10 protein-coding genes are annotated in these 12,360 nt (G+C 67.9%); 9 read left to right on the forward strand and 1 reads right to left on the reverse strand.

Annotated features, from left to right (window positions below; all coding sequences use genetic code 11):
* Window positions 1–182: 182 nt before the first annotated feature.
* Complete coding sequence (locus ABE487_RS16960; RefSeq protein ID WP_346452921.1) at window positions 183–1,253, forward strand: ParA family protein; 1,071 nt, start codon at window positions 183–185, stop codon at window positions 1,251–1,253.
* 117 nt (window positions 1,254–1,370) lie between these two features.
* Here ABE487_RS16960 and ABE487_RS16965 read toward each other — a convergent pair whose 3' ends face one another.
* Window positions 1,371–2,318 carry a carbohydrate kinase family protein gene (locus tag ABE487_RS16965; RefSeq protein ID WP_346447028.1) on the reverse strand — a complete coding sequence of 316 codons (948 nt, stop codon included), beginning with the start codon at window positions 2,316–2,318 and terminating at the stop codon, window positions 1,371–1,373.
* 253 nt (window positions 2,319–2,571) lie between these two features.
* Between ABE487_RS16965 and ABE487_RS16970 the strand changes: the two genes are divergently transcribed.
* The 8 genes from ABE487_RS16970 to ABE487_RS17005 all read left to right on the forward strand — a co-directional run bounded on the left by ABE487_RS16970 (window position 2,572) and on the right by ABE487_RS17005 (window position 12,179).
* Complete coding sequence (locus ABE487_RS16970) at window positions 2,572–3,612, forward strand: rod shape-determining protein (RefSeq protein WP_183427806.1); 1,041 nt, start codon at window positions 2,572–2,574, stop codon at window positions 3,610–3,612.
* A 158-nt stretch (window positions 3,613–3,770) separates the two neighbouring features.
* Window positions 3,771–4,793, forward strand: coding sequence for a rod shape-determining protein MreC (mreC, locus tag ABE487_RS16975; RefSeq protein ID WP_346452778.1), 1,023 nt, complete (start codon window positions 3,771–3,773; stop codon window positions 4,791–4,793).
* A complete protein-coding gene (mreD, locus tag ABE487_RS16980; RefSeq protein WP_346442795.1) occupies window positions 4,790–5,269 on the forward strand; it encodes a rod shape-determining protein MreD in 480 nt (159 codons plus the stop codon). Before mreC ends, mreD begins: the two co-directional genes overlap by 4 nt.
* Window positions 5,270–5,275: 6 nt before the next feature.
* Window positions 5,276–7,282, forward strand: coding sequence for a penicillin-binding protein 2 (gene mrdA, locus ABE487_RS16985; RefSeq protein WP_346452779.1), 2,007 nt, complete (start codon window positions 5,276–5,278; stop codon window positions 7,280–7,282).
* Complete coding sequence (gene rodA, locus ABE487_RS16990) at window positions 7,279–8,388, forward strand: rod shape-determining protein RodA (RefSeq protein WP_346442798.1); 1,110 nt, start codon at window positions 7,279–7,281, stop codon at window positions 8,386–8,388. The genes mrdA and rodA overlap by 4 nt, the downstream gene beginning before the upstream one ends.
* A 66-nt stretch (window positions 8,389–8,454) precedes the next feature.
* Window positions 8,455–9,585, forward strand: coding sequence for a lytic murein transglycosylase B (gene mltB / locus ABE487_RS16995; protein WP_346452780.1), 1,131 nt, complete (start codon window positions 8,455–8,457; stop codon window positions 9,583–9,585).
* 32 nt (window positions 9,586–9,617) lie between these two features.
* Window positions 9,618–10,871: a septal ring lytic transglycosylase RlpA family protein gene (locus ABE487_RS17000; RefSeq protein ID WP_346452781.1), complete on the forward strand. Its 1,254-nt coding sequence runs from the start codon at window positions 9,618–9,620 to the stop codon at window positions 10,869–10,871.
* An 87-nt stretch (window positions 10,872–10,958) separates the two neighbouring features.
* On the forward strand, window positions 10,959–12,179 hold the full coding sequence (locus tag ABE487_RS17005; protein ID WP_346452782.1) for a D-alanyl-D-alanine carboxypeptidase family protein: 1,221 nt from the start codon (window positions 10,959–10,961) through the stop codon (window positions 12,177–12,179).
* The last annotated feature ends 181 nt before the right edge of the window (window positions 12,180–12,360 follow it).

A 12,360-nucleotide genomic window follows, 5' to 3' on the forward strand; every position in this document is an offset into this window, starting at 1 on the left:
TGAACGGGCGACCGCGCAAGACGCTCGGCTGGGCAACACCAGCCCAGGTGATGGAGAGGGAAATCATCGACTTCAAATCACGTGTTGCACTTGATTCTTGAGACCGCCCTGGGCTTTTAAGGGTTGCTCGCGACAGGGGAAGGCGCTGTAAGATACCGCTCCGACTCAATGGATGGATCGAAATGTCACTAATTCGAAGTTATGCTGTGTGGAACAATAAAGGTGGTGTTGGAAAAAGCACGATCACATTCCATGCGGCGTCAAGATATGCGGAGCTAAATCCTAATAAAAAGGTTCTTGTTATAGACCTTTGTCCGCAATCAAACGTCAGTATGATGCTATTGGGTGGAGGTACTAACGGCGAAAATTCAGTTCTTGCGCTCTGCACTCACGCGACTCCAAAAACAGTCGTTGGCTACGCTAGCTCAGTGATTGCTGGAGGCCCGGGCGCACCCTTGCCGAATCCTGATAATTACTTGGTTCATGTCAGCGGTTATAACCCAAGCATGCCGGAAAATTTATATCTTCTCTGCGGCGATGGGAACTTGGAGCCTATGTCGCCCGCGATCACTCGCGCTGCTGATGCTCCCGCACTGACTCCGACGATGAGGCCGTGGATGTGGGTCCATCAGATTTTCAGAAAATTTATCGAGAGTGTGGTTGATCGAGATGATTCTGAGTGGATTGTACTCATTGATACGAATCCAAGTTTTGCGATTTACACAGAGCTTGCCATGTCCGCAGCGGATAGGCTTGTGACGCCGGTTAACGCAGATGACTCATCGCGTGTTGCAGCCAATGCAATGTTTATTCTCCTGCATGGGCAGTCTCCGCCCCACCCAATTTATGGATCTTGGACTTTCGCTGCTCAGGCACACGTTCATGGGCTGCGGGTCCCGCGCATTCATGTGATAGTAGGGAATCGTTTAACCCAAAATTTGGGGCCGGCTACAGCATTTGGCGCTTTATCTGATGCCAGTGCCGACACGCTCTTTAACGCTTATCTGGCGCATCCGGGATATTTTACCCGTCGAACTGTCTCAGCGCGGACCGTTGATGACTTCAAAACGAAGTACTCTGTCGCGCTCCGGGATTTCAATACCGCCGGCATTGTGGCTGCCCACAAGGGCGTGCCGTTGTCTAGGCTCCAAGGCGGGTACCACCAGGTTCACGGTTCGCAGGTGCAGATAAATAGTATCCGCGTCCAAGAGTGTATCGACGCTATCGATCTGCTTGTCAGGACGCTTCGATAGATTTTCTTAGTCGAGAATCTTCTTTAAGTTCTGGAAAGATGGGTGTGGGTCTCTCAATTGCGCATAACGAGACAGGGCGCCCAGAGGCGCCCTGTCTTGCGTTTCTGAAAGGAAGTATCAGCCGCCCTTGCTCTCCAGCGAATACCCGAACTGCTGCCGGAACTGCAGCGAGAACTCCTCGTAGTCGAAGCGCTGGTTCTGGGTGCCGGGATGCTCGACCTTCAGCGCGCCCATCAGGTTGCCGATGCGGCCGATGGTGAGCCAGTCGTAGCCCTTGTCGATGCCGAACAGCAGGCCGGCGCGGAACGCGTCGCCGCAGCCTGTCGGGTCGGTGACGCGGCGCTCGTGGGCTGGCGGCACGTCGTGGGTCTGGCCCTCGGCATGGATCACCACACCCTTGGGGCCCCGCGTGCAGATGTAGGCGCGCACCTTGCCGGCGATGACCTTCTCGTCCCAGCCGGTACGTTCCTGCAGCAGGTTGGACTCGTAGTCGTTGACGATCACGTAGTCGGCCAGCTCGATGAACTGGCGCAACTCGTCACCGTTGAACAGGGGCATTGCCTGGCCCGGATCGAAGACGAACGGGGTGCCGGCCTCGGAAAACTCGCGCGCGTTCTGCAGCATGCCTTCGCGGCCGTCGGGGCCGACCAGGCCGATGGTCACGCCGGGCACGTCCTTCACGTGGTTCTCGTGGCTGCGCATCATCGCGCCGGGATGGAACGCGGTGATCTGGTTGTTGTCGTGATCGGTGGTGATGAACGCCTGGGGCGTGAACAGCTCGGGGATCTCGCGCACGTGATCGAGCGTAATGCCCAGCTCGGTGAACCATTCGCGATAGGGGCCGAAATCCTGGCCCACGGTGCCCATCGGGATCGGGTTGCCGCCGAGCAATTTCAGGTTGTAGGCAATGTTGCCCGCGCAGCCACCGAACTCGCGGCGCATGCGCGGAACCAGGAACGAGACGTTCAGGATGTGCACTTTGTCCGGAAGGATGTGGTTCTTGAACTGGTCCGGAAACACCATGATGGTGTCGTAGGCCAGGGAACCGCAGATCAATGCAGACATCGCATGCAACTCGTCGTCGTCGAAAGGCCGGTTAGTTTACGTTAACCCGGTGCGCGCCGGGCCGCGTGCGGGCCGCGTGCGGGCCGCTCAGGGCGCGGCGCAGGCTGGCCGAGCCGCGGGCCCGAGCCCTGCGGGCGGGCCGCCCCGGGCGTCTGGTCGGGGGCATTGCAGGGCGTTCGGGGCGCCGCGGGCACCGGCTTTTTTGCTAGGCTAGCGCGCTTGTGTCGCCCCCTCTGACGGACGCCCTTTTCCGATGTTCAAGAAGTTCCGCGGCCTGTTTTCCAACGACCTGTCCATCGACCTGGGCACCGCCAATACGCTGATCTTCGTCCGCGGCCAGGGCATCGTGCTCAACGAGCCGTCGGTCGTGGCCGTGCGCCAGGACCGGACCGCCGGTCAGAAGGTCGTCGCGGCGGTCGGCGCCGAGGCCAAGCAGATGCTGGGCCGGACGCCGGGCAACATCACCACGCATCGCCCGATGAAGGACGGCGTCATCGCCGACTTCACGTACACCGAGGAGATGCTCAAGCACTTCATCAAGAAAGTGCACAAGTCGCGCTTCCTGCGCCCCAGCCCCCGCGTGCTGATCTGCGTGCCGGCCGGCTCGACCCAGGTCGAGAAGCGTGCGATCAAGGATTCGGCGCTCGAGGCCGGTGCCCGCGAGGTCTCGCTGATCGAAGAGCCAATGGCCGCGGCGATCGGTGCCGGCATGCCGGTGACCGAGGCGCGCGGCTCGATGGTGGTCGACGTCGGCGGCGGGACCACCGAGGTCGCGGTCATCGCGCTCAATGGCATCGTCTATTCGCAGTCGGCCCGCATCGGCGGCGACCGGTTCGACGAGTCGATCATCAACTACGTGCGCCGCAACCACGGCATGCTGATCGGCGATGCGACCGCCGAGCGGATCAAGCTCGAGATCGGCTGCGCCTACCAGCAGGAGCCCGTGGTCGAGATCGAGGTCTCGGGCCGGCATCTGGCCGAGGGCGTGCCCAAGGTCATCACGATCAGCTCCAACGAGGTGCTCGACGCGCTGCGCGAGCCGCTGTCGGGCATCGTCGAAGCGGTCAAGCAGGCGCTTGAGCAGACGCCGCCCGAGCTGTGCGCCGACGTCGCCGAGCGCGGCATCGTGCTGACCGGCGGCGGCGCGCTGCTGCGCGACCTCGACCGTTTGATCAGCGAGGCCACCGGCCTGCACGTGCAGGTCGCCGAGGACCCGCTGACCTGCGTCGCCCGGGGCGGCGGCCGTGCGCTGGAACTGCTGGACCTGCACGGCAACGAGTTCTTCGCGGACTGACCGCGCGCGGCGCCATCGGCATGTCTTCGGTCGAGGGCAGCGCGTTCCGTCCTCGCGGCAGGCATGAGGGGCCCGCCCTGCCGTCCGCCCGGTCCCTGGTCGCTGGCGTCCCGCTGCCGCGGGACTGATGATCGACTTCCATCAGGACAACACGCCCGATGTCGTCTTCCAGCTCACCGGCTCCCCGATCTGGCGACGTGTCCGGCACGCTGCGGCTGCTGGCCTATCTGGCGCTGTCGTGCGTGCTGATCGTCATGGACCACCGCGGCAGCTGGCTGTCGGAGGCCAGGCATCAGGCGGCGATCATCGTCCAGCCGTTGTGGTGGCTGGCCGGCCTGCCGTCGCGTCTGGGCACGAGCATGCGCAACGATGCGGCGACCCGCGCCCAGTTGGCCGAGGACAATCGCCGGTTGCGCAACGAACTGCTGGTGCTCAACGCCCGCCAGGCCCGGCTGCGGGTCGAGGCGACCGAGAATGCCCGCCTGCGCCGGCTGCTGGGCGCGGTCGGGCAGGGCAATCTGGACGTGCAGCTGGCACCGGTCCTCGATGTCGACCAGGATCCGACGCGGCAGCGGCTGCTGCTCGATGCCGGCACCCGCAACGGCGTGCGCACCGGGCAGAGCGTCATCGACGCCGGCGGTCTGCTCGGCCAGGTCATCGCGACGACGTCTGCCACTGCGACCGTGCTGTTGGTGACCGATCTCGAACATGCGGTGCCGGTGGTCGTGGCGCGTAACGGCGTGCGCCTGGTCGCCTACGGCAGCGGGCATCCCGATGCGCTGCTGCTGCGCAACGTCCCGTTGTCGGCCGATGTCCAGGTCGGCGACGCGATGGTGACCTCGGGCCTGGGTGGCCGGTTCCCGCCGGGGTTCCCGGTCGGCACGATCGCCTCGCTCGAGCCTGACGACAGCCGCGCGTTCCTGATCGGGCGCCTGACGCCGGCTGCGCAGTTCGACCGCGGGCGCGACGTGTTGCTGCTGCGCGACGAAGTCGTGCCGGTGACCACCGCCGATCTGGACGCGGCGGCGGCCGAGCGCGAGGCGGCATTGCGCGCCAGGGCGGAGGCCGCCGCTGCTGCCGAGGCCACCGCAGGCGGTGCGCAGACTGGCGCGGGCGACGCCGCCGCTGCGACGCCGGCCGCGACCGAACCGACACCGCCGGTCCCGGGGCCGACGCCATGATCCGCCGTCGCAAGCCCTGGTTGCTGCCGGTGAGCCTGTTGGCGGCGCTGCTGCTCGGCCTGTTGCCGCTGCCGACCGGCCTGCAGCCGCTGCGCCCGTTCTGGCTGGCGCTGGTGATCGCCTATTGGGTGATCGAGGACCCCGACCGCGCTGGCCTGGGCCTGGCGTTCTGCATCGGTCTGATCGCCGATCTCGCGTTCGGTGGCCTGCTGGGCGAGCAGGCCCTGCGGCTGGTGGTGATGAGCTTCATCCTGCAGCGCTTCCGCTCGCAGTTGCGCTTCTTCCCGGTCGCCCAGCAGGCGGCGGCGGTCGGCGGCCTGCTGCTCAACGACCGCATTGTCAGTGCTGCGATCCACGGCGCGCTGGGCCTGCCGCAACTGCCATGGACGTACTGGATCGCGCCGCTGCTGGGCATGCTGCTGTGGGCGCCGCTGTACCTGGTCATGGACGCACTGCGCTTCGGGCGCCGGACGTAGCGGCACGTGGCCGGGCGTCGTCGTTCGAATGTGCGCAACAACGCCGCCGAGGCGGCTGCGTTCGCGCGTCGCGCGCTGCTGGGGTTTGCCCTGGTCGTGGTCGCGCTCGCGGTGCTGGCCGGCTGGTACTTCAAACTGCAGGTGATCGACCACGAGGTCTACGCCAAACGCTCGGAGGCCAACCGCATCAAGCCGCGTCCGGTGGTGCCCGGTCGCGGGCTGATCTACGACCGGCAAGGCCGCATTCTGGCCAGCAACGAGCAGGCCTACCGGCTCGATGTCACCCCCGAAGAGGCCGGCGATCCCCGGCATCTGGTCGCCGAGCTGTCGCGCATCATCGCGCTGTCGCCCGACGACATCGCGCGCTTCGAGCGCGAGCGCAAGGCGCAGCGTTCGTTCCGGCCGGTGACGCTGAAGCTGCGCATCAGCGAGGACGAGATGGCGCGTTTCGCGATCGACCGCTGGCGCTTCCCTGGCGTTGAGGTCGTGCCCTATCTCAACCGGCACTACCCCTACGGCGACCTGTTCGCGCACGTGATCGGTTATGTCGGCCGCACCGACGACAGCGACATCGAGCGCTACGGCCAGGCGCATCTGTTGTTCCCGCAGACCGGGCGGACCGGACTGGAGCGCTACTACGACGAGCAGTTGCGCGGCAAGATCGGCTACGAACAGGTCGAGACCAACGTGGAAGGGCGCGCGCTGCGCCGGCTGGGCCTGGTGCCGGCGACCGCGGGCACCGACCTGCGGCTGAGCATCGATGCCGACCTGCAGCGCGCGATGGTGCTCGCCTTCGGCGGACTGCACGGCTCGGCGGTCGCGGTCGAGCCCAAGACCGGCCTGATCCTGGGCATGGTCAGCCTGCCGAGCTTCGACCCCAATCTGTTCGTCAACGGCATTTCGCATACCGACTACCGCCGGCTGATGGACGACCCGGCGCGGCCGTTGTTCAACCGCAACGTCCTGGGCGGCGGCCCGCCAGGCTCGACGGTCAAGCCCCTGGTCGCGCTCGCCGGTCTCGACAGTGGCCTGCGCACGCCTGAGCACCGGGTGTTTTCCACCGGCGAGTTCTTCATCCCGGGCCAGCGGCGCGGCTACCGCGACGCGGGGCGCGGCGGCGGCTGGACCGACCTGCGCGACTCGATCTCCCGTTCGATCAACTATTACTACTACCAACTCGCCTACGAGATGGGCATCGAGCGGTTCGACCAGTACATGACGCGCTACGGCTTCGGCCAGCCGACCGGGATCGACCTGCTCGGCGAGAACGCCGGCGTGGTGCCGTCGCCGCGCTACAAGGCCCAGCGCAGCAAGGAGCCTTGGTATGCCGGCGAAACCGTCATCGCGGGCATCGGTCAGGGCTACTGGATCGCGACTGCGCTGCAACTGGCGCGCGGCACCGCGGCGATCGCCAATGGCGGCACGTTGAACACGCTGCACCTGGCCGCCGAGCGGCGAGACGGCTTCGATGCGCCGTGGCGAGCGATCGCACGCCCGGCCGGCGAGCGCATCACCGAACGCCCCGACCACCTGCGCGCCGTCCAGGAGGGGATGATGAATACGATCCACGGGCGCGGCTCGGCGACCGCGATGGCGCGCGGCGCGCAGTACCGCATGGCTGGCAAGACCGGCACCGCGCAGCGCGTAAGCCGCCGCGGCAATGCCAGCCTCGATCCGCGCGCGCTGCCCTACCACCTGCGCCACCAGGCCTTGTTCGTCGGCTATGCGCCGGCCGAGGATCCGACCATCGCCGTTGCGGTGATCGTCGAGCATGGCGGCTACGGCGGCACCGCGGCCGCGCCGATCGCGCGCCGGATCTTCGATGCTTGGCTGCTGGGCGAGATGCCCGAGGTCGAGGTGGACCCGGCGACAGGCGTGCCGGCTGCGGTCGCCGCCGCCGGCCAGGGGGCGGCGCTGGCGCGCGAGGTCTCCTTCGACGGCGTGATCGACGGCGTGCGCACGGTCCCGCCAGCGGCGGTCGCGTCGCCGGCACGTGCGGAGGCGCCGCGATGAAGATCATCCTGCGCTGGCTGCTGGATCTGTGGCTGCGCTTCAGCCGGACGCTCGATTGGCCGTTGCTGGCGGCGCTGGCGGCGCTGATGGGCATCGGCCTGGCGGTGCTGCACAGCGCCAGCGGCAAGAACATGGGGATGGTCGGGTCCCAGGCCGGGCGCTACGCCGTGGGCCTGGCGGCGATGTGGCTGCTGTCGCGGATTCCGGCCGTGCAGCTTCGACGCTTCACGCCACTGGCCTATGCCGCATCGCTGCTGCCGCTGATCGCGGTGCTGTTCGTGGGCACCGGCCGCAGCGGCCAGCACTGGCTCAACCTGGGCGTGTTCTATGTGCAGCCGGCCGAGCTGATGAAGCTCTCGCTGCCGATGATGGCCGCCTGGTGGCTGGGACAGCAGCCCACGCCGCCGCGGCTGGGCGCGATCGCGGTCGCGGCCGCGATCATCGGCCTGCCCACCGGCCTGGTGCTGCTGCAGCCCGATTTGGGCACCGCGGTGCTGGTCGCCTCGGGCGGCGCATTCGCGCTGTATCTCGCGGGCCTGTCGTGGTGGTGGTTCGTCGGTGGTGCTGCCGTCGCCGCGGTGGGCGCGCCCGCGGCCTGGTTCTGGTATCTGCAGCCCTACCAGAAGGACCGCATTCTGACCTTCCTCGACCCCGAGTCCGATCCTCTGGGAACGGGCTGGAACATCATCCAGTCCCGGATCGCCATCGGCTCGGGCGGCCTGACCGGGCAGGGCTGGGGCGACGGCTCGCAGTCCCATCTCAACTATGTGCCCGAGCATACGACCGACTTCGTGTTCGCGGTGCTCAGCGAGGAATTCGGCTGGCTCGGGGTCGTGGTCGTGCTGGCGCTCTACCTGTTCGTGATCGCCCGTTGCCTGTGGATCGCCAGCCAGGCGCGCGACGGCTTCTCGCGGCTGCTGGTCGGCAGCCTGGGCCTGGCGATGTCGGTCTACGTGGTCGTCAACGGCGGCATGATCTCGGGCCTGTTGCCGGTGGTCGGGGTGCCGATGCCGCTGCTCAGTTTCGGCGGGACCGCCGCGGTGTCGCTGCTTGCGGGCTTCGGCGTGGTGATGGCGGTGCAGGCGAGTGGCCTCCGGCGTCGCTGACCGCGTCACAACGATGACGGCGGTGCAGTGTTGGCGTTGCGTGCACGCGTGCTACCCTCGCCGCCGATGAGCCGACGCCCGTTCTTCCGACTCTCCCTGGCCGCGCTGCCGCTCGCACTGGCGGCATGCGCGACGCCTGCCAATCACGCCGAAGCCCAGGCCGACGACTACCGCGCGATCACGCCGCTGGCCGAGCCTGGACGCCCGGAGGGCGCGCTGCTGCCCTCGGTGCCGCAGCCGCCGGAACGACCGGCCGCGCCGCCGTCGGTGACCGATCCGGCGATCGCGCGCGCGCAACGCGTGGAGAACTTCGTCGATTACACGGCGACGACCTACGGAATCGATCCTGCGCACATCCGCGCCACACTGGCGCAGGCGCAGGTCCAGCAGAAGATCCTCGATGCGATCAGCCGCCCCGCCGAGGCCGTGCGGCCCTGGCGCGATTACCGGCCGATCTTCATCAACCCGGCGCGCATCGATGGCGGCGTGGCGTTCTATCGCGACAACCGCGAGGCGCTCGAGCGTGTCGCCGCCGACAGCGGCGTGCCGGCCGAGTACATCGTCGCGATCATCGGTGTGGAAACCAGCTACGGCCGCGTGACCGGCAGCTGGAAAGTGCTCGACGCGCTCTACACCCTGGCGTTCGATTACCCGCCGCGCGCGCGGTTCTTCGCCGGCGAGCTGGCGCAGTTGTTCGCGCTGCAGAAGGCCGAGCCGCAGCTGGCGATCGGCGAGCTCAAGGGCAGCTATGCCGGCGCGATGGGCATGGGCCAGTTCATGCCGTCGAGCTATCGGCTGTGGGCCAAGGACGGCGATGGCGACGGTCGCCGCGACCTGCTGACCCACAAGCCCGACGTGTTCGCCTCGATCGCGAACTACTTCGTCGTCCACGGCTGGCAGCGTGGCGGGCCGGTGGTCGCGCGCGCGCAGCGCGCCGACGGCGCCGCCGACTTCAAGCCCGAGAACTGGGAGCCGGTGTATCCGCTGGCCGACCTTGCCGCGCGCGGCTACACACCACGTCCTGGCGAGCCCACCGCCGAGGGCGGCACGCTGCTGTCGCTGGAAGGCGAGGCGGGCAGCGAGTACTGGCTGGCGTATCGCAATTTCTACGTGATCACCCGCTACAACCGCTCGCCGATGTACTCGCTCTCGGTGCACCAGCTGGCCCAGGCGATCCGGGCGGGGGTCGGCCCGTGATCCGCTGGCTGCTGCCGGCGGCCGCACTGCTGATGCTCGCCGGCTGCGCGGGCGCGCCCAAGAAGCCGGCGGCCGCCTCCGGCGGCGAACGCGTCGCAGCGCCGGTTGCCGGGTCGTCCGGACACGGCGCGCGCCGGGTTTCGCCCTACGCGCCGGCGCAGGAAGACCCCCGGACCCGCGGGCACTACACCGCAGGCGGCCTCTACCGGCCCGGCGTCCCCGACAGCCTGCCCGACTACCTGCCCAACGTCGATGCGATTCCCGAGCCGGAGGTCGTCGACCTGCCGCGTTCTCAGATCGGCAACCGCAGCCCCTACCAGGTGCTCGGCAAGACCTACCGCGTACTCGACGACCACAGCGAGTTCGTCGAGACCGGGACCGCCTCGTACTACGGCGCCAAGTTCCACGGCCGGCTGACCTCCAACCGCGAGGTCTACGACATGTACGCGTTCACCGCGGCGCACAAGTCGCTGCCGCTGCCCAGTTTCGCGCGCGTGACCAACCTCGACACCGGGCAGTCGGTGGTGGTGCGGGTCAACGACCGCGGTCCGTTCCACGACGGCCGCGTCGTCGACCTCAGCTATGCCGCCGCGGTCAAGATCGGCATCCATCCGGCCGGCACCGGCCGGGTCGAAGTCCGCGCGCTGAGTCCGGGCGAGAACGCCCGGCACGATTACCGCGCCGTCGCGCAGGCATCGCCGACCGCCGCGCCTAACGCCTCGGTCGCCGCGGCCGCGCCGCGCCCGGCGGCGAGCACGATCGATGCCATCGTCGAGGCGCTGCCGATCGCCAGCGCGCGCGCCGGCGAGCGCCCCGCGCCACTGCCGCAGCCCAGCGCGGCGGACGGGCGGTTCAACATGTACCAGAACGGCAAGGTCATGACCGCCGACGATTTCGATGCCTGGCTCGCCGCGCGCGGGCTCAAGCTCGAGAACGGGCGTCAGGTCCCGATCAATGGCGCCGTCGCGGCCGCGACTGTTCCCGCAGCGGTGCCAGTCCCGGTCGCCGCTGCGCCGATCCCTGCGCCCACACATCCGACTGCCGCGCCGGTGTCGGGTGGCGTCACGCTGCAGGTCGCCGCGTTCGGCGCCCGGGCCAATGCCGAACGTGCGCTCGCCACGCTGCGCGGCGCCGGCATCGGCGCAGCCCAGCTCGAGGACGGTACCGCCGCCGGCAAGCCGGTCTGGCGTCTGCGCGTCGGTCCGGTCGAAGCTGCGCGCGTCGCCGAGATGACCTCGCGCGTCGCCGGGCTGGGCTTTGGCGCGCCGACCGTCGTGCGCGACTGACGTTTTTCTTCCCATTTTTCCGCCGGCCCTCGCGGCGGGCATTCCGGAGTTCCGTTGCAGATGAAAGTGCCTGTCGTCGTTTCGCGCATGTTGCTGGCCGCCATGGCCACCGCGGTGGTCGGCCTTGCGGTCGCCCAGGACCCCGCGCCGCGGCCGACACCCGCACCGGCGCCTGCGCCGGCCGCCGCCGCCCAGGGCGGCGCTGCACTCAGCGATGCGCTGCCCACACCCCCGCCGCCGGAGGTGACCGGCACGGCCTGGGTGTTGATGGACTACGCGACCGGCCAGGTGCTGGCCGGCGAGAACGCCGACGAGCGCGTGGAGCCTGCCAGCATCACCAAGGTGATGACCAGCTACGTGATCGCCGCCGAGATGGCGGCCGGCAAGGTCAAGCCGGACGACCAGGTGCTGATGAGCGAGAACGCCTGGCGCAAGGGCGGCGCCGGCACCGACGGCAGCTACAGCGGCTTCCCGGTGAACCAGACCGCACCGCTGCTGGATATGGAGATCGGCATGGTCGTGCAGTCCGGCAACGACGCCGCGATTGCGCTGGCCGAACACGTGGCCGGCAGCGAGGAGGCGTTCGCGCAGCTGATGAATGCCTATGCCGAACGTATCGGCATGAAGAACACCCACTTCACCAATGCCACCGGCCTGTCCGGTCCTGAGCATTACTCGACCGCGCACGACCTGGCGATCCTGGGCCGCGCGATGGTGCGCGACTATCCCAAGGAGTATGCGCACAACAAGATCAAGGAATTCACGGTCGGGCCGATCACTCAGCACAATCGCAACCGGCTGCTGTGGCGCGACGACAGCGTGGACGGGATCAAGACCGGCCACCATTCCGGCGCCGGCTACTGCCTGATGGCCTCGGCGCTGCGCGGCGACCAGCGGCTGATCTCGGTCGTCATGGGATCGACCAGTGAAGCCCAGCGCGCGACCGATTCGCTGGCGCTGCTCAACTGGGGCTTCCGCTTCTTCGAGACCCACGCGGTCTACGACGGCCAGAAGGCGGTGTCGACGCAGAAGGTCTGGAAAGGCAAGGCCGACGAGGTGCAGTTGGGCGTGGCCGAGCCGATGCTGGTCAGCATGCCGCGCGGCAAGTACGCGCAGCTCAAGCCATCGATGGACATCCCCGAGACCCTGGTCGCGCCGATCGAGAAGGGCCAGCAGATCGGCACCGTGCGCGTCGTCCTCGACGGTAAGGTCATTGCGGAGCGTCCCCTGGTCGCGCTCGAGGCGGTCGAGGAGGCCGGCTTCTTCAAGCGGCTGTGGCACGAATTCCTGATGTGGTGGAACTCCTGAGTCCACGCGTCACCGAAAAGGCCGGCACATGCCGGCCTTTGCTTGTTTCGAAACCGGGTAGAGCCGGGGTCCGGAACCGGGGTCAGAGTGCAATTTCGCGTCGCGAAACTGCACTCTGACACAGGAATTGGCCACGGCGCGCGCAACCCGGCTTCGGAGACGAGCGCGGCTCGGCTAGGCG

The organism is Luteimonas sp. TWI596, from assembly GCF_039674105.1.
Classification (GTDB): domain Bacteria; phylum Pseudomonadota; class Gammaproteobacteria; order Xanthomonadales; family Xanthomonadaceae; genus Luteimonas.

Coding starts and splice junctions, on each gene's coding strand:
- ABE487_RS16960 (WP_346452921.1), top strand. CDS start 183: ATGTCACTAATTCGAAGTTATGCTGTGTGGAACAATAAAGGTGGTGTT.
- rodA (WP_346442798.1), top strand. CDS start 7,279: ATGAAGATCATCCTGCGCTGGCTGCTGGATCTGTGGCTGCGCTTCAGC.
- ABE487_RS17005 (WP_346452782.1), top strand. CDS start 10,959: ATGTTGCTGGCCGCCATGGCCACCGCGGTGGTCGGCCTTGCGGTCGCC.
- ABE487_RS16970 (WP_183427806.1), top strand. CDS start 2,572: ATGTTCAAGAAGTTCCGCGGCCTGTTTTCCAACGACCTGTCCATCGAC.
- mltB (WP_346452780.1), top strand. CDS start 8,455: ATGAGCCGACGCCCGTTCTTCCGACTCTCCCTGGCCGCGCTGCCGCTC.
- mreD (WP_346442795.1), top strand. CDS start 4,790: ATGATCCGCCGTCGCAAGCCCTGGTTGCTGCCGGTGAGCCTGTTGGCG.
- ABE487_RS16965 (WP_346447028.1), bottom strand. CDS start 2,318: ATGTCTGCATTGATCTGCGGTTCCCTGGCCTACGACACCATCATGGTG.
- mreC (WP_346452778.1), top strand. CDS start 3,771: ATGTCGTCTTCCAGCTCACCGGCTCCCCGATCTGGCGACGTGTCCGGC.
- ABE487_RS17000 (WP_346452781.1), top strand. CDS start 9,618: ATGCTCGCCGGCTGCGCGGGCGCGCCCAAGAAGCCGGCGGCCGCCTCC.